General features: G+C 40.9%; 16 protein-coding genes. 8 read left to right on the plus strand and 8 right to left on the minus strand.

Annotated features, from left to right (window positions below; translation table 11 throughout):
• Positions 1–22: 22 nt before the first annotated feature.
• Together ACTB00_RS04700 and ACTB00_RS04705 are read right to left on the minus strand one after the other, a co-directional pair.
• Positions 23–832, minus strand: a complete 810-nt coding sequence (locus ACTB00_RS04700; protein ID WP_463298789.1) for a peptidylprolyl isomerase — start codon at positions 830–832, stop codon at positions 23–25.
• Entirely contained in the window at positions 832–1,656 is an 825-nt protein-coding gene (locus tag ACTB00_RS04705) for a peptidylprolyl isomerase (RefSeq protein ID WP_463298790.1), read from the minus strand. Before ACTB00_RS04705 ends, ACTB00_RS04700 begins: the two co-directional genes overlap by 1 nt.
• A gap of 132 nt (positions 1,657–1,788) precedes the next feature.
• On the opposite strand from ACTB00_RS04705, the gene ACTB00_RS04710 reads away from it, so the two are divergent.
• From ACTB00_RS04710 to ACTB00_RS04725, 4 genes are all read left to right on the plus strand, one after another.
• On the plus strand, positions 1,789–2,343 hold the full coding sequence (locus ACTB00_RS04710; protein ID WP_463298791.1) for a GNAT family N-acetyltransferase: 555 nt from the start codon (positions 1,789–1,791) through the stop codon (positions 2,341–2,343).
• 161 nt (positions 2,344–2,504) lie between these two features.
• Positions 2,505–2,741 (plus strand): acyl carrier protein, encoded by a 237-nt coding sequence (locus ACTB00_RS04715; protein ID WP_159521358.1) that lies wholly within the window; start codon positions 2,505–2,507, stop codon positions 2,739–2,741.
• 128 nt (positions 2,742–2,869) lie between these two features.
• A complete protein-coding gene (locus ACTB00_RS04720) occupies positions 2,870–3,682 on the plus strand; it encodes a mechanosensitive ion channel family protein (RefSeq protein WP_463298792.1) in 813 nt (270 codons plus the stop codon).
• Positions 3,683–3,709: 27 nt separating this feature from the next.
• Positions 3,710–4,603, plus strand: a complete 894-nt coding sequence (locus ACTB00_RS04725; protein WP_463298793.1) for a DUF3078 domain-containing protein — start codon at positions 3,710–3,712, stop codon at positions 4,601–4,603.
• Between the two features lie 252 nt (positions 4,604–4,855).
• Here the strand turns inward: ACTB00_RS04725 and ACTB00_RS04730 are convergent, their stop codons facing one another.
• The 3 genes from ACTB00_RS04730 to ACTB00_RS04740 are packed head-to-tail and all read right to left on the minus strand — an operon-like array spanning position 4,856 to position 5,834.
• Positions 4,856–5,062, minus strand: coding sequence for an RNA-binding S4 domain-containing protein (locus tag ACTB00_RS04730; RefSeq protein ID WP_463298794.1), 207 nt, complete (start codon positions 5,060–5,062; stop codon positions 4,856–4,858).
• Positions 5,063–5,072: 10 nt separating this feature from the next.
• Entirely contained in the window at positions 5,073–5,426 is a 354-nt protein-coding gene (locus ACTB00_RS04735) for an MmcQ/YjbR family DNA-binding protein (protein ID WP_463298795.1), read from the minus strand.
• 45 nt (positions 5,427–5,471) lie between these two features.
• Positions 5,472–5,834 carry a YraN family protein gene (locus tag ACTB00_RS04740; RefSeq protein ID WP_463298796.1) on the minus strand — a complete coding sequence of 121 codons (363 nt, stop codon included), beginning with the start codon at positions 5,832–5,834 and terminating at the stop codon, positions 5,472–5,474.
• Positions 5,835–5,968: 134 nt separating this feature from the next.
• Here ACTB00_RS04740 and ACTB00_RS04745 point away from each other — a divergent pair, with 134 nt between their 5' ends.
• From ACTB00_RS04745 to ACTB00_RS04755, 3 genes are read left to right on the plus strand one after another with little or no spacing between them, the layout of a single operon-like run.
• Positions 5,969–7,204: a TolC family protein gene (locus tag ACTB00_RS04745; protein ID WP_463298797.1), complete on the plus strand. Its 1,236-nt coding sequence runs from the start codon at positions 5,969–5,971 to the stop codon at positions 7,202–7,204.
• 11 nt (positions 7,205–7,215) lie between these two features.
• Positions 7,216–8,415: an efflux RND transporter periplasmic adaptor subunit gene (locus tag ACTB00_RS04750; RefSeq protein ID WP_463298798.1), complete on the plus strand. Its 1,200-nt coding sequence runs from the start codon at positions 7,216–7,218 to the stop codon at positions 8,413–8,415.
• 20 nt (positions 8,416–8,435) lie between these two features.
• A complete protein-coding gene (locus ACTB00_RS04755) occupies positions 8,436–11,522 on the plus strand; it encodes an efflux RND transporter permease subunit (protein WP_463298799.1) in 3,087 nt (1,028 codons plus the stop codon).
• A gap of 62 nt (positions 11,523–11,584) precedes the next feature.
• Here the strand turns inward: ACTB00_RS04755 and ACTB00_RS04760 are convergent, their stop codons facing one another.
• Positions 11,585–12,487, minus strand: a complete 903-nt coding sequence (locus ACTB00_RS04760; RefSeq protein WP_463298800.1) for a S66 peptidase family protein — start codon at positions 12,485–12,487, stop codon at positions 11,585–11,587.
• A 116-nt stretch (positions 12,488–12,603) separates the two neighbouring features.
• Here ACTB00_RS04760 and ACTB00_RS04765 point away from each other — a divergent pair, with 116 nt between their 5' ends.
• Positions 12,604–13,254: an NADPH-dependent F420 reductase gene (locus ACTB00_RS04765; protein ID WP_463298801.1), complete on the plus strand. Its 651-nt coding sequence runs from the start codon at positions 12,604–12,606 to the stop codon at positions 13,252–13,254.
• Between the two features lie 168 nt (positions 13,255–13,422).
• On the opposite strand, the gene ACTB00_RS04770 is transcribed toward ACTB00_RS04765, so the two are convergent.
• Positions 13,423–14,799: a tryptophanase gene (locus tag ACTB00_RS04770; RefSeq protein WP_463298802.1), complete on the minus strand. Its 1,377-nt coding sequence runs from the start codon at positions 14,797–14,799 to the stop codon at positions 13,423–13,425.
• A 195-nt stretch (positions 14,800–14,994) separates the two neighbouring features.
• Positions 14,995–16,227 carry an alpha/beta hydrolase family protein gene (locus ACTB00_RS04775; RefSeq protein ID WP_463298803.1) on the minus strand — a complete coding sequence of 411 codons (1,233 nt, stop codon included), beginning with the start codon at positions 16,225–16,227 and terminating at the stop codon, positions 14,995–14,997.
• Positions 16,228–16,255 lie beyond the last annotated feature (28 nt).

Here is a 16,255-nt window from a genome sequence, read left to right on the forward strand (position 1 = left end):
TTGAGAGTTTTACATGCTCGTTTTATTCAATCACATTGACCTCAATCACCACATCTTTTAGCGGGCGATTATTCTCATCAACTTTTAAAGTTGCAATTTTATCAATCACGTCGAGTCCGGCGATGCATTCTCCGAATACGGTGTATTTCCCATCCAGATCAGGATAGCCTCCAATTGTTGTATATGCTTTGCGCTGTGCCTCGGAGAATTCCAAGGTGTTCGGATTTAGCTCGTAGCGCGAAGCGATGTCATTTTTTACGCGGGCGGCAATTTCCCGAAACTCGTCTACTTTTTCCTCTTCCTTCAGTTTTTTTAGTTTTTGCCGAATTTCAGGGGTGTAGATTTGTTTGGTAATCTTCTTCTTGATTGGTCGGTTCACCACCATCTCTAGGGTGTCCAATTGACCTTCGGTAAAAACTTGTCCTTTTACAACGTAAAATTGCGAAATATCCGATTGTTTGAACGGATTAACCTCATCGGGTTGGCGGGGGGCACACAGGGCTCCTTTCTTATGAAAATGGTGTTCGATAATTTCATCATCTACCGTATGCTCCGGGTCGCCATAACCAATACGCTTTCCGGCAGGCGCATTTCGCGACGATTTGGAGCCTCCCTGAATCAGGAAATCGTGTATGACACGATAAAATAAAGTCCGGTCGTAATAACCATTGTTGGCCAGTTGAATAAAAGCATCGCGATGTTTTGGCGTGTCGTTATAAAGTTTAAACTTCATCGTCCCCAGGTTGGTTTTTACTTCAACAATTCTGTTTTGGGCAAATGAGGCTCCATTCAATCCAGTAATTAGTAGCAGTATGAGTGTTAATTGCTTCATCAATCTATAACTTTCACTTTCATTTTTATGTCTTCGTTGGGTCGGTCGTATTGATCGGTTTCAACACCGGCAATCTTATCCAACACATCCAGACCTTCAACAATCTCGCCAAAAATAGTGTATTCATTATCGAGTGATGGATATCCTCCACTAGTTGTGTAAATCTCACGTCGTTCGGGCGAAATTTTGAGTGGTGGTAGCTTGCTGATTTCCTGATTGGCCTGTTCACGTATTTCGGCAACCCGAATATTTAGCTGATCCTGATCTCCCGCTTGCTTCAGTTGGTTTAACTCTTGTTGAGCACCCTGAAAATACTTCTGCATAACCGATCGCTGACGCTGCATGTTCATCTTCATTTCCATGGTATCTATGGCACCTTCAGTAAAAACAGTTCCTTGCACAATGTAAAATTGCGAACCGGATGATCGTTTTTCGGGATTGCCAGGTCCACCACGACGTGCTGCTGCCAACACGCCTTTTTTGTGGAATAGTGACGAATCAATCTCAGCCGGAATTGTGTAGCCCGGATCTCCACCACCAAGACGCTTGCCTGCTTCTGCGTTTTTTGAGTCCGGGTCACCGCCCTGAATCATAAAACCGTTGATAACCCGATGAAATAGTAAGCCATCGTAAAACCCTTCGTTGGCTAGTTTAATAAAATTATCACGATGCTGAGGAGTTTGATTATATAGTTTTACGATCAGATCTCCGTATTCCGTTTCAATTTTAACCTTTGTTTCCTTCGATGTTTTTTTAGTCGCATTACCACATGACGTTTGGATAAAAAAGGTGGCAATTAAAAAGGCGAATAATAGCTGTTTCATCGTTGTTTGTTTATTGCTTTCTGTAGTTTTTTAGCTTCAGCACAAATATAATTAATAATGGCACTGGCACGAAATTGTTATGTTTTGAACTAATAAACTTAAATTTGAAAAATTTAGTATTTAAACGTTATTATGGAGAGGCTGATCGTAAACTCTAAAATAGAACTGGAACCTTTGAAATTTTCTCATGCTTTTCAGGTTTTTCAAGCCATTGATCGCAACCGCAAATTTTTGGAGCCGTGGTTGCCATTTGTGCAGGATACCGAAACACAGGAAGACACCGAAAACTTTATTCAGTCTGTTACTTCGCCAAATTCGGGCGATCGGGATGAGGTTTATGTAATTTGGTTTGAGAATCGCTTTGCCGGTTTGGTTGGGCTAAAGGATACCGACCGGGTTAATATGAAGACCGAGATTGGTTATTGGATTACCGAACAAATGATAGGACAGGGCGTTGTGACCCTGTCAACAAAGCGATTGATAGAGTATGTATTTTCAAGTTCAGGAATGAATAGGATCGTTATCAGATGTGGCGTGGGAAACAAAAAAAGTGCTGCTATTCCTAAGCGATTGGGATTCACGTTTGAGGGAATTGAACGTGAAGGAGAGAAGCATCGACGGAAATTCATCGATTTAGAAGTTTACAGTCTATTAAAAGCGGAATATAATTTATTGGTATCGTGTTGATATTCATGCATAATGAGAAGGATTTTGTTGTGTTTTTTTTTTAACCTTATTTTTTTAATCTTTGAATCGTTTAATGATTTGTTCGATTTTTTTATATCTCAAAACAGATTAATGTCCAAAAAGCCAGAAAACAATATGGACAGGAAACAAACTAGACAAGCATGGAAAACAAGACAATTAGAAGAACTTTGTACAGAGTTCTAAGGAAAACAGGCGTGCCTCGAAAAGAGATTGAGTTAGACGCCGCATTTAATGACGATCTGAATTTTGATCAGGTAGATTGGGCTTTATTCCTTTTCTACCTGGAAGACTTTTTTAAGATTGACGTGAAAGATGAAGAAATATCAAGAATGCATGTGGTAAAAGATACCTTAAGTTTGGTAGAGCACATGGCATAACGGATCCGTTAATTTTAAATTATGAAACGAAGACGTTCTTACATAGAGCGTCTTTTTTAGTTCGTCATATTTCGAACAAGATTAGTAAATTGGATGTTAAAATGCTGTATTAACTTAAAATCATAATTATGGAATATTTCGACGGAGCTTCTGAATGGATATCTGAAATGATTGTTGTCTACGGGATAAAATTGGTTGCGGCCTTAATTACATTAGTCGTTGGTCTTTGGATTATTAAATTAATCACCAATGCCATGTCGAAAATGATGGATAAAAAGAATATTGATCCTTCATTGCGTGGATTTTTGAAAAGCATTCTTGGGATTACTTTAAAAATTCTGCTGGTTGTTTCTGTTATTGGTATGATGGGCATTGAGATGACTTCCTTTATCGCCATTCTGGGTGCAGCAGGTTTGGCTGTTGGTTTGGCTTTGTCCGGTACCTTGCAAAACTTTGCAGGAGGTGTTGTCATTTTAATTATTAAACCTTTTAAGGTGGGCGATTATATTGAAGCTCAGGGGTATGCCGGTTCTGTTCGTGAAATTCAGATTTTCAATACTGTTTTGAAAACGCCGGATAATGTAACAATTGTGATCCCCAATGGAGGGTTGTCAACAGGCTCAATTAAAAATTACTCAGCCGAGGAGCAACGCCGTGTCGATTTTGTTTTTGGTATTGCCTATGGTGACGATTACGATAAGGCAAAGGCGGTCATCACAAAATTGATTGAGGCTGATTCTCGTTCATTGAAAGATCCTGCTCCTTTTATTGTTCTTGGTGAGCTGGCTGACAGTTCGGTGAATATCACTGTCCGTGTATGGACAAAAGCTTCGGATTATTGGGGATTCAAGTTTGATATGACCGAAAGGGTTTATAAGGAGTTCCCAAAAGAAAACCTGAATATTCCGTTTCCACAATTGGATGTTCACGTTCAGAAGTAATCAGAATTTTAGAATCAAAATTAATCTATGAAACGTTTTTTTATTCTCTTATTATTTTTGCCGCTTGTCGGTTTTTCTCAGTCAAACAACGATACAACAAAAGTATGGACATTTGGAGGAGATGCATCAATCAACTTTTCTCAAGTTTCACTTTCAAATTGGTCTGCGGGAGGTAAAAGTTCAGCTTCAGGAACATTCCTTTTTAATGCTTTTGCCAATTATTCGAAAGATAAAGTCAGTTGGGAAAATTCGTTGAATTTGGGGTATGGTCTGATGAAGGAAGAAGACAGTCAATCGGTGAAAACTGACGACAAAATTGACTTTAGCTCCAAGTATGGACTCAAAGGAAAGGGTAAGATATATTACACGCTTCTGTTTAACTTTCGTACTCAAATGACTGATGGATACAAGTATCCGGATCGGGATAATGCCATTTCAACGTTTATGGCTCCGGGATATTTGACATTGGCCTTGGGTGCTGACTATAAGCCGAACGATAAGTTTTCACTTTTTGTTTCTCCTTTAACAGGCAAAATGACTGTGGTTTCGGATGATGATCTTTCGGATCAAGGAGCATTTGGAGTTGATCCGGGGAAAAAGAGCCGTACCGAATTAGGAGCTTTTCTGAAAACTCAGTTTAAAACAACCGTGGTTGAAAACGTGAGTTTAGAAACCAAACTCGATCTTTTTTCAAATTACCTGGATAAGCCTGAGAATATAGATATTCACTGGGATGTGTTGATTAATATGAAAATCAACGATTATCTTTCGGCAAACCTGATTACAAATCTAATTTACGATGACGATGTCGACATCGCTGTTGATTCCAATAATAATGGAGTGATTGATAGTGCTGATGATAGAAGTCCACGCGTACAATTTAAAGAGTTGTTTGGCGTTGGACTAAACTTTAAGTTCTAACATATGTCTAAGTATCCAGCAAATTTAGCTAGCCTTATTAACAATAAATATTCGTTTATGTGATAAATTGGACCGTTTTTGCACCAAAACGATCAGTTCATCTAATGGAGTAGGAAAAGCTTGATTTATTGGTAGCATATGATGTACTTTTGAAAGAGCAAATAGAGATTAAGCGAGGTTAGCTTTTTTTCTTTCATTCACTCTTAAGCGCACAAGCAATCAAAAGCCGATGAGTCCTTCATCGGCTTTTTTCTATTTTATTTCTACTGTTTCATCTTCAAATTCGATAACATCACCCTTTCGAAGTTTGGCTCGTTTTCGATATTCTGTTTCTCCGTTTAGCAGAACCAGGCCATCTTCAACTACAGTTTTTGCCATTCCTCCCGATTCAACCAACCGCAGTAATTTTAGAAGTTTGATTAGTTCGATGTATTCTGTTTTCAATTCAAATTCGGTCATAAATTTTGAGTTAAAGTTTTGCCAATTCAGCTTGTTGTTTTTTTGGTAGTTTTTCAACAATCAACTTGTATGAATTATCAATCCAATTCAGAATAAGTTGATTGGGAACAGATCCGTCGACCAATATTGTGTTCCATTGTTGTTTGTTCATGTGGTAACCCGGTAGCACGCATGAATAGCGTTCGCGAAGCTCAATCGCTTTTTCCGGATCACACTTTAGGCTGATACGCAAATCTCCTTCCAGGTTGGTTAAGGCAAACATCTTCCCCATCACTTTAAAAACCAGTGTCGTTTCATTAAACGGAAACCCTTCGGACACTCCTTTTTTGGAGATGCAGTAATTTCTTAGCTCTTCGATATTCATCAAATCATATTTAACGATTCAAAAATACGGAAATATTCAGAGGTTTCAGGCTGTTGGATAAAAAGCATCTTTTATATGTTCCAACTCAAAGTTTTGTCCGTAAAATACAATAGAGATCACATCAAAACGAGTATCACAGTGGCTGTTTTTTTCAAAAATATACGCTTCGGCAGCATTCACCAAAAAACGAATTTTCTTATTGCTTACGGCTTCCGAAGGGTGTTCATAGCTATCATTACTTCGTGTCTTTACTTCTACGATTACCAACTCATCTTTGTCTTGGGCAATAATATCGATTTCATAATAATGAGCACGCCAATTGGTTTCCAAAATCTGGTACCCCAATGAGCGTAAATGCTCTTGCGCGATTGCTTCACCTTTGTTTCCAATTTCTTTTTGCTGACTCATGTTATTGTTTATTGATGTAACAAGATAGCTCAATGGATAGTAAGTACAAAATTTGTACTTTATTACATCAAACAATTTTAGTTTTTATTTGTATACTAATAAACATTTGTTCCCTTAATCAACTTCCTTTTGCTATGATGAAATATTTCGTGTTTTTATTTGTCTTATATGCAGGAGTCTCCGGCGCACAAGAAAACATGCTACTCCTTCAACAAGCGGTTGACTCAGCTTTACAAAACAATCCTGATCTGAATCAAGCAAATGCTATCTTGAAGCAGAAAGAAAGTGAATGGCGAACACTTACCGGAATTGAAGCACCCGAAATTAGCTATTTTGAAGAAGGAGTCAATCCGGATGTGCCCACCCCCTTCGAAGAAAGACGATGGACCATTTCTCAATCAGTCGATTTCCCATTAACCACTATTTACCGACTAAAAGCGGTTAAAGAGGAAGCCAAAGCGGTAGGATTTCGAATAAAGGCGATGGAAAATGAAATTAAGTCGCAGGTTAAATCGCGCTACATCGAAGTGTTGTATGCACTTCATTTGAAAGAAGTAGGAGAACGTCAGAAAAAATTGGCTGATGAACTTTACAATGCAGCCTACACCCGGTTTGAAACCGGAATGGGCAACGGCATCGATTTGTTAAATGCTGAGTTGCAAGTCTCAGAGGCCGAAAATGTACTGAGCGAAGCGGAGCGCTTGTTGCACATGGCTCGGTACAGTTTGTTTTACCTGATGGGGCTTGAAGTTTCGGAGATTAATTATAGCATCCAGTTTTCAGATTCGCTAAGAAGTCGGCCCGTTGAGATTAATCAAATACAGGCTTTGGCCAAGTTGCAGGAGCAGCCCAATTACATGGCAGCCTTATGTGATTATAACGCTTCAAGCAATAAGCTGAAAGAAGCGAAAAGCAATATCTTGCCAGATATTCGTCTCAATTTATACAAGCAAAATTACGGTGGAGGATTTAGTTATACTGGATTTGAAGTTGGACTGAGTATTCCGATTTGGCTGCCTTTTGAGCAAAAAGGGAAAATTGAGATGGCGCAAGCCCGGCAAACCGAAATTGAATGGCAGCAAAAGTCCATTGAATTGGATATGAAGCAGCAGATTGAACATGCCTGGCACAGCTATAAAAGCAGCAAGCAGATTATCGACCGATATAATGAAACGATGAGCACAAAATCGCAAAAGTTACAGCAGTTGAGTTTGAAAGCTTACCAGTTGGGTGAGAGCGATTTGTTGAACCTGATTAATGCCCAGCAGACGTATTTGTTGAATCAAAAACGATACCTCACAGCCTTGCGCGATTATTACTTACAGCTAGCACAATTGGAAAAATTTCTCGATCAAGAATTAGTCTATTAAAATTCATCATCATGATACAATTCAAACATTATTTATTGTTCATCTTAATCGGCGGACTGCCGTTGTTTTTGGTATCCTGCTCAGGCGATAAAGTTGCAAACGAACCTGCGGCCGAAATATCGGAAACACCGCCATCAATATCAGGTGATTCAGGAGGAAAGTTGGTGATTCATCTTTCGGATAAAGAAAAAGGCGAATTGAAAATAGAAACTGCAAAGGTTTCGAGCAATGTCCAAAATTATAGTTTACTGGCACCGGGAGTTGTTTTTCCGGCTTCGGGGCATGTCAGTATTATTAGTACTCCAATCGATGGACGAATTAGTGCAGTGATGGTTCGGGAAGGTGAACTCATCAGGCAGGGGCAGGAGCTATTTAAAATTGAAAGCCTTGTGTTTGGAAACTTGGTAGCCGAGTATTTACAAGCTATTGCCGAAGAAAAATTTCAGACCACCCGTTTAGAGCGCATGAAGCAATTGGTAGAGCAAACCATCAGTTCTAAATCAGAATTAGATCGAGCCATGTCAGACTATCAGCGGGCAACGGCTGCTTCTATTGCGGCTTTTGCCAAGTTGAAAGCCATTGGTGTTCCAAATCACGAGATTGAAGCCTTGAAAAGTGCCGAGAAAATTGATCCAACCCTAAAAATTCATGCACCCATTTCAGGCAGTTTAGACCAGCGAATGGTTGAACTGGGGCAGTCGGTCAATGCTCTCGAAAAGTTGGGTCGGATCATTGACCTGAAAAAAGTGTTGATCCGCGGCTATCTGAGTCCGGAAGATGCACGTTTCATTGTTGCCGGCGATTCGGTAAAAATTACCCGTCGTGAGAACGAAAACGACAGATTGACTTCGGTTGTGACTTCGGTGAATCCGGGCTTGGATGAAGATAACCGATCGGTTGTTGTTAACATCGAAGTCAATTCGAGTAATGGATGGCCAAAACCGGGCGAAAATGTTCGGCTGGAAATTTCTACGAGTTCGTTGGGCGAAGTTTTTGCAGTTCCTTTGAAAGCGGTGACTTATGATGGCAATCGGGCAGTTGTTTTTGTGCAGAAAGATGGGAATACATTTGAAAAGAGATTTATTGAAATTGCCGAAATCCGGGATCAGTTTGCCATCGTTAGTGGAGGCATGCAAGCTGACGAAGAACTAGCGGTTTCGCAGGTTTTTAGTTTAAAAGCACTTTCGCGTTACGAATTAATTGCTGAATAATAACCAAAACGACTTCAATCATGCTCAATAAAATCATCGAATTTTCAGTAAGACAAAAGTTTGTAGCACTGTCGTTGGTTGTGCTAATGGCCGCAGCGGGAGTCTATTCTCTGTTGAGGATTCCCATTAACTCGCTACCCGATGTTACGCCGGTGCAGGTGTTGGTTATTACAAAGGCCGGGCGTTATTCTCCTTACGATGTCGAAAAGCTGGTTAGCTACCCAATTGAAACCGCTATGAATGGCCTGCCCGATGTGAAAGAAGTGCGTTCTATTTCGCAATTCGGATTGTCGGCAGTTACAGTTGAATTTCAGGAAAGTACCGATATTTATTTTGCTCGTCAGATGGTTAGCCAGCGTCTACAGTCGATTGCCGATGAGTTGCCACCCGATGTATCAGCCCCGCAACTAGGACCAATTTCAACAGCCCTTGGCGAAATTTATCAATACGAAGTAAAAGGTGAAAACTACTCGCTTACCGAACTGCGTGAAATACAGGATTGGCTGATTGCCCCGCAGTTGAAAGTGGTTAAGGGAGTAACCGAAATTAACTCTTTTGGAGGATTTGTTAAGCAGTACGATGTCATTATTCAGCCTGGTAAAATGCGAAATTATGGGGTGGGCATTCAGGATATTATCAGTGCCATTGAGCAAAATAACAGTGTGTCGGGTGGAAACTATCTGGAACACAACCGCGAGCAATACATTGTGCGTGGATTTGGTCAAATTAACAAGAAAGAAGACATCCTGAATATTGTTGTGACCAAACTGGACAACAAGCCTGTTTTTATTAAAGATTTAGCCGAGGTAGAATTGGGGACACAAATTAGGCAAGGTGGAGTAACCCGCGACGGTAAAGGCGAAGTAGTCACCGGAATTGTGATGATGCTACGGGGAGGAAACGGGCGCGAAGTCATTGCAGGGATTGACGAGAAAATAACCTCTATCAATCAGAGTTTACCAGAAGGAGTAGAAATTGAAAAGTTTTACGATCAATCCGATTTAATTAAACGTACAACAGGAACCATTACCACCAACCTGATAGAAGGTGGTTTTTTGGTGATCGTCGTTTTGCTGTTAATGCTTGGAGAGATCTCAGGAGCGATTATCGTGGCAATGGTTATCCCGTTTTCCATGCTATTTGCTTTTATTGGTATGCGCGAGTTTGGCTTGGCTGCGAACTTAATGAGTTTAGGAGCGATTGATTTTGGGATGGTGGTTGATGGTTCGGTGGTGATGGTTGAAAATATCATTCGCCGATTACACGATAGTAAGAAAGGCCAATCTACCGATGAGACGATCGTTTCGGCGGCAAAACAAGTAGCCCGGCCCATCTTTTTTGGGGTGCTGATTATCCTGATGGTCTACGTTCCCATTATGACTTTTAGTGGAATGGAAGGTATTTTATATCGTCCCATGGCAATTACCGTTGCAGCTGCGGTTCTGGGGTCACTATTGTTAGCCTTGGTTTTTATTCCTTCAATTTCTGCCTTGGTTTTCAGGCGGGGAGTAAAACCACGAAAAAATTGGCTGGTTAATTGGTTGCAGCCAATTTATCAGCGATTTCTGGAACGGAATATTCAAAAGCGCGTGGTCGTGCTTAGCATTGCTTTGGCAGTTTTCGGATTGTCCATGGTGGTCATGTTTCGGCTCGGAAGTGAGTTTTTACCGGAATTGGAAGAGGGCTCCATATTGGTTGAGCAGGTGCGGATGCCTTCTGTAACATTGGAAGAGTCTATCGAAAATGCCAACTGGCTTGCCGGACAGCTGATGAACGATATTCCGGAGATTAAAACCGTGGTTCCCAAAACCGGTCGATCGGACTTGGCAAACGACTGGATGGGCGTGCACCAAACCGATGTGTGGGTGGTTTTAAAAAACCCTGATGAATGGAGGGAGGGAATATCAAAACCAGACATTATTGCTCAAATTGAGCCCTACCTGAAAACAGAGCCGGGCTTAGCATACAACTTTACCCAGCCTATTGCAATGCGTGTTGATGAGTTGACAAGTGGCGTTAAATCCGACTTGGCGGTAAAAATTTATGGTGAAGATTTGGATGAATTAAATCGCATTGGAGAAGCCGTTTCGAAAGTTGTTGCAGGTATGGAAGGAACGGATAATTTCTTTGTGGAACAGCCTATTGGGCAACCCTACCTGACCATTGAAATTGATCGTGAAGCAGTTGCTTCATTTGGCTTGAATGTAGATGAAGTGCAGCAAGTGATTGAAGCCGGAATTGGCGGACAAGTGGCCGGACAAGTTTACGAGGGACAACGGCGGTTTGATATTCAGGTGCGCTATCCGGAAGATATTCGAAAACAGTTACAACAGATTCAGGAAATTCCGGTGCATTTGGCCAACGGGCAGTTTATTCCATTGAAACGGGTAAGCAAAATTATAGCGCAGGAAGGACCTCGCGAGATTCAGCGCGAAAATGGCTGGAGGCGATTGATTGTGGGAGTCAACATTCAAGATATTGATATTGGAACCTATGTTTCCAATTTGCAGCAGGGTATAAATAATCAAGCCAACGTTCCGTCCGGCTATTTTCTCGAGTATGGGGGTACTTTTGAGAATCAGCGTCGGGCGATGAATCATTTGTTATTGGTTGTGCCTTTATCGTTGTTTATAATCATTGGCTTGCTGTACCTCAATTTTGGAAATATGCGTTATGCTATGATTATTTTGCTGAACCTTCCTTTTGCATTATCCGGGGGCGTTTTTCTGCTTTGGATGCGCGGAATGTATTTGTCGGTTTCAGCTAGTATTGGTTTTGTAGCCTTGTTTGGAGTGGCTGTGCTGAACGGAATTGTATTGCTGGATCACATCAATGAATTACGAAAGGAAAGCAAACTATCGCTGAAGAAAACAGTGATCAGCGGAGCAGCCGACCGCTTGCGACCGGTTTTGATGACTGCTTTGGTAGCCAGTTTGGGTTTCATTCCAATGGCGTTTAACTCGGGGCCGGGTTCTGAAGTTCAGCGACCCTTGGCAACGGTGGTTATTGGTGGTTTGATTACCTCTACTTTGCTAACCCTTTTGGTGTTGCCAACCATTTATTTGTGGGTTGAAAAGCGGAGAAAGAAACCGGAAGCGATTCAATAGGAACAAGTTGCGAAAAAGGTATTAGAAGGAGAACGTGTCAGCAGGTTCTCCTTTTTATTTTTTTATGATCTACTTAGTTGTGCCTTTTCTTCGGTAACCGTTAAAACATAATCATCTCCTAAAATCAAGGGTAAATTGCGTGCAATGTGCCCGGCTGGAAAATCAAAGCAAACCGGGTAGTCATAGTCTTTCACGGCATCACGAATAATCTCCAGTTCCGTTTGTCCAAATGGCGAATCATTGTCTTTCATGTCGGTAAATCCACCAACGAGCAGTCCGCGAAGTTTGGCGAGTTTCCCCGACAATTTAAGGCTGTGCATTATTCGATCGAGATGATACAGGTATTCAGCCAAATCTTCAATAAACAGGATCTTTCCATCAGTTTGAGGTTCCAAAGGCGTTCCCAATAAGCTGTAAACGATCGACAGATTACCCCCAATTACCTGGGCAGACGTATTTCCATTTCGGTTAAATTCGTGAGGAGGAACAAGCACATCCGAACTTTTGCCTTTTAGCAAGTTTATCAATTCGGTAAAACTTTCGGAAGGTTGATTTTCTTTTAAAAAGAAAGCTGGCATTGCTCCATGAATACTGCAAAATCCTTCTTTTTGAAAAAGAGCATGCAAAACGGTGATATCGCTGAAGCCAACCAACCATTTCGGATGTTTCCGAAAATTTGAAAGGTTAAGTTTATCTGCAATACGGATAGCGCCATAACCTCCACGTGCGCAGATAATGGCTTTGCAATCCGGATCGTCAAAAGCCAATTGTAAATCGTTTAAACGTTCTTCATCTTTTGCAGCAAATTGAAAATGATTGCCGAAAGTATGGGGTGCTACCAGAACTTCAAATCCTTGTTTCTGAAGCAAATTGATGCCTGGAACGATTTTATCTTTTTGCACTTTTCCGGATGGAGAAACAATTCGTATTCGATCGCCTGATTGTAAAAAGTCTGGTTTTTGCATTCCTGTTCATTTTAGGTGGATGAAGTTACAAATCTTCCGGATGGCTGAAAACCATATTTCGAATTAATTCGTATTACTACAAACAGTTCAGGTAATTATTGTTTATTCTAAATAAGATGAGAAAACGAGTTGGTATAATTGGTTCAGGAGACGTTGGCCGAGCGTTGGCTGATGGCTTCTTAAAATATGGTTTTGAAGTGAAAATTGGCACCCGAAATCCGGATCGGCTTGTTGATTGGCTAAAAAAGGCTGGTGAAAAAGCTACCGTCTGTAGTTTCGAGGAAGCAGCGCATTTTGGCGATTTGGTTGTGCTGGCCGTAAAAGGTAATGCCGCGGAGTTTGCGCTCGACATGGCCGGAGCAGCTACTTTGCATGAGAAAACAGTGATCGATACGTGCAATCCGATAAGTGAAGAGCCCTTGGTAAATGGAGTTCTGAACTTTTTTACCAAATCCAACTCTTCATTGATGGAACATCTGCAAGCGAAGTATTCTCGTATCCATTTTGTGAAGGCGTTCAATAGTGTTGGCAGTGCCTTAATGGTCGATCCGCAGTTTGAAGAAGGCAGACCAACCATGTTTATTTGTGGAAACAGTGACAAAGCGAAAGGGGATGTTCAAGAAGTTTTGGACTTGTTTGGTTGGGATGTCGCAGATCTGGGTAAAGTTGAAGCGGCTCGTGCCATTGAGCCCTTGTGCATGCTGTGGTGCATTCCGGGCTTTCTGAACAACGAATGGAATCATGCTTTTAAGCTGTTAAAAAAATAAGCTTGATTCAAGATCTTGAATCAAGCTTACCTCAGTAAAAACAAGTATTTATTCTGTTTTCGAATTGATTGATTGTAACAAATGTAAAGAATATTCGAATTAATTGTTCTTTTAATCCAAATAAATTTGACTTTATCTTAAAAACTTTTCATTGTTGGAATATGGTAGTTATTTCTGTTTTAATTTAACAGTGAAATGTCTCATAATTGGAGCTTCCTCCACAATCTGAAATCCCGATTGAATACTATTCCTTCGCTCAAAAATATTTATTAAGCCAGTTGCCACTACATCCATGTGATTGTTGGTGTAGGTTCGGCGCGGAATCGCCAGTCGCAAAAATTCCAGTTTTGGATAGCGATTTTGCTTTGTTGCTGGATCGCGATCGGCTAGCAATGTGCCAACTTCCACTCCTCGAACTCCCGCTTCTAAATACAGCTCAATGGCTAAGGTTTGAGCAACATATTCTTCTTTCGGAACCCGGGGTAAAAAGCTCTTCGCATCAACAAATACGGCATGTCCGCCCAATGGTTTTTGGACAGGAATTCCGGCATCAATCAGTTGGTTGCCGAGGTAATGAACCTGCCTGATTCTATTCTCCAGATAATCACCGCTTGTGACTTCATCAAGTCCAACGGCCAGCGCATTCATATCGCGGCCAGCCATACCTCCATAGGTGTTAAAACCTTCGTACATAATATTGAAAACCATGGCTTGTTTATACCAATTCTCATTGCGCATTGCCAGTATTCCACCAATATTAACAATTCCATCTTTTTTGCTACTCATGGTCATTCCATCGGCATATTGATACATTTCAGCAACGATTTCTCTGATGCTTTTATCGGCGTACCCTTCTTCTCGGCTCTGAATAAACCACGCGTTTTCAGCAAAACGAGCTGAATCAAAGATTACGGGGATGCCATATTGGTCGGCAGTTTCTCTTACTTGTCTCAGGTTTTGCATTGAGACCGGTTGGCCGCCCGAACTATTGCAAGTTAGGGTGACGATAATGAAGGGAACTTGCTCTTTGGTATGACTTTCCAAGACCTTGGTCAGCTTTTCGATGTCGATATTTCCTTTAAAAGGATGACCACCATTAGTGTCAAATGCTTCATCAATAGTGCAGTCAATCGCTTTTGCTTTTCGAAATTCGATATGTCCTTTGGTGGTGTCGAAATGTGAGTTGCCGGGAACTACCTGTCCTTCTTTTACTAATACTGAAAACAGCACATTTTCAGCAGCTCTTCCCTGATGAACAGGTAAAAAATAATCGAACCCGAATATCTCCTTAACTTTATCTTTTAAATGATGAAAAGATGATGATCCGGCATAGCTTTCATCTCCGGTCATTAATGCGCCCCACTGGCGGTCGCTCATTGCTCCGGTTCCACTGTCGGTTAGCAGGTCGATAAAAACTTGATCGCTACGTAAATTGAATAAATTGTAATGCGCTTCGTCTATCCATTTTTCCCTTTGTTCGCGGGTACTTTGGTAGATCTGCTCTACCATTTTTATTTTATAATTTTCTGCAAAAGGTAAATCCATTCCTTGCTTATTTTAGGTGAAAAAATAATCAAACTACAATCTCAGTTTAGAGTGCAGGAATGGGAAAAGCATCGCGGTTTTTGATGTTTTTGAGTGTAAATTTTATGGTTGTTTGAATATCCATAATCCAAATGTGATAACCCGACAAAAGTAAGCTCTTTACTTCAGGAAAAGTATTAAAAATGTCAGTTCTGCCTAATTATTCTTCAATTCCAGAAACCATTTTAAGGTGGCAAAGCCGAATGGTAGAATCGCCGATTTATGATTGACGTCAGGAAGTATAGTCAGCTGAACTTGTTGGGATATATTTAGTGCATCAAAATCAGCCTTCAGCTTTTGAGATACTTCTACCGGCACGAAGGTGTCATTAGCACCATGGTACAAATGAACAGGTGTGGTAATATCCCAGGCAGTAACGCTATTGGCTGAAAAAGCTTGCCTGATTGGCTCATAGGCAACACTGTCTTGATACCCTAAAATATAATCAGCTTGCAGAAGATCGTCAACTTGTGTGGTTAGTTGGGCGTTTATTTGCTCTCCCGACTGTACGCCATCAAAAAGCCCGGGAATTTTTGATGCATATTCATCAGCAAAAATTTCATCCAGTTCATTTGTAAACTGCTCATGGACATTGTAAGCATGCATCAAATAAGCAAAAAAGTAAGGCATGGGATAAGTTTCCTGATTCAAAATCAATGAGGTCGTGTAGTTGAGATCGTAAGGACCGGCACCGCACGAACTTGCTTTGAGTGTATAATCTTCAAGTCCAGCCTGTTCAATCGAGTCTTGCAGTTGCATGGTTGACCAACCACCTTGCGAGTATCCCATCAGGTATAGATCGTTGTTTAAATCAGCATGAATATGCGCGCGCTTCGAAAACTCACGAGTGGCTTTCAGCATGTCAATCATTGAAGGAACGGTATTGTCTGCTTCCAGATAGGGATGTAAAACGTCTTGAGATTCACCAAACCCGGGATAATCCGGAATAACTACGATAAAGCCCATTGTGGAAACACTTTTCAAAAGTTTGAAAAGGTCACTGTCTGTGTCAACTGAGGGCGCTTTATTGTGTTCAACATAGGTGCCGTTTTGGAAGCTAATGACAGGATAACTGCCCGGGGTATCTGGCATGCAAACGACACCCGAAGCAAGAAGTGGCTTTCCCTGAAAGCTTGTTCGGTACGAGATTTTATAAAATGAGGCATCGGTAATTACTTCATCAGCTAATCCCTGTGCCTGATCAAACTGTTGTGCCATTGCCGCAAAAATTAGCTTAGAAATACTGGGTTGCATAGAACCGATATATTCGTCCGATTCCAGCGTGTAGAATGTAGGTTCGTCAATAACCGGATCATTGTTTTTAGAACATGAAACGATAAAGGCGCTAATTATTAGCAAGATAGGGAGTAGTTTATATTGAGTTTTCATCGTATTTAAATTTATTCAAATTAATAAT

This window comes from Sunxiuqinia sp. (assembly GCF_055140945.1).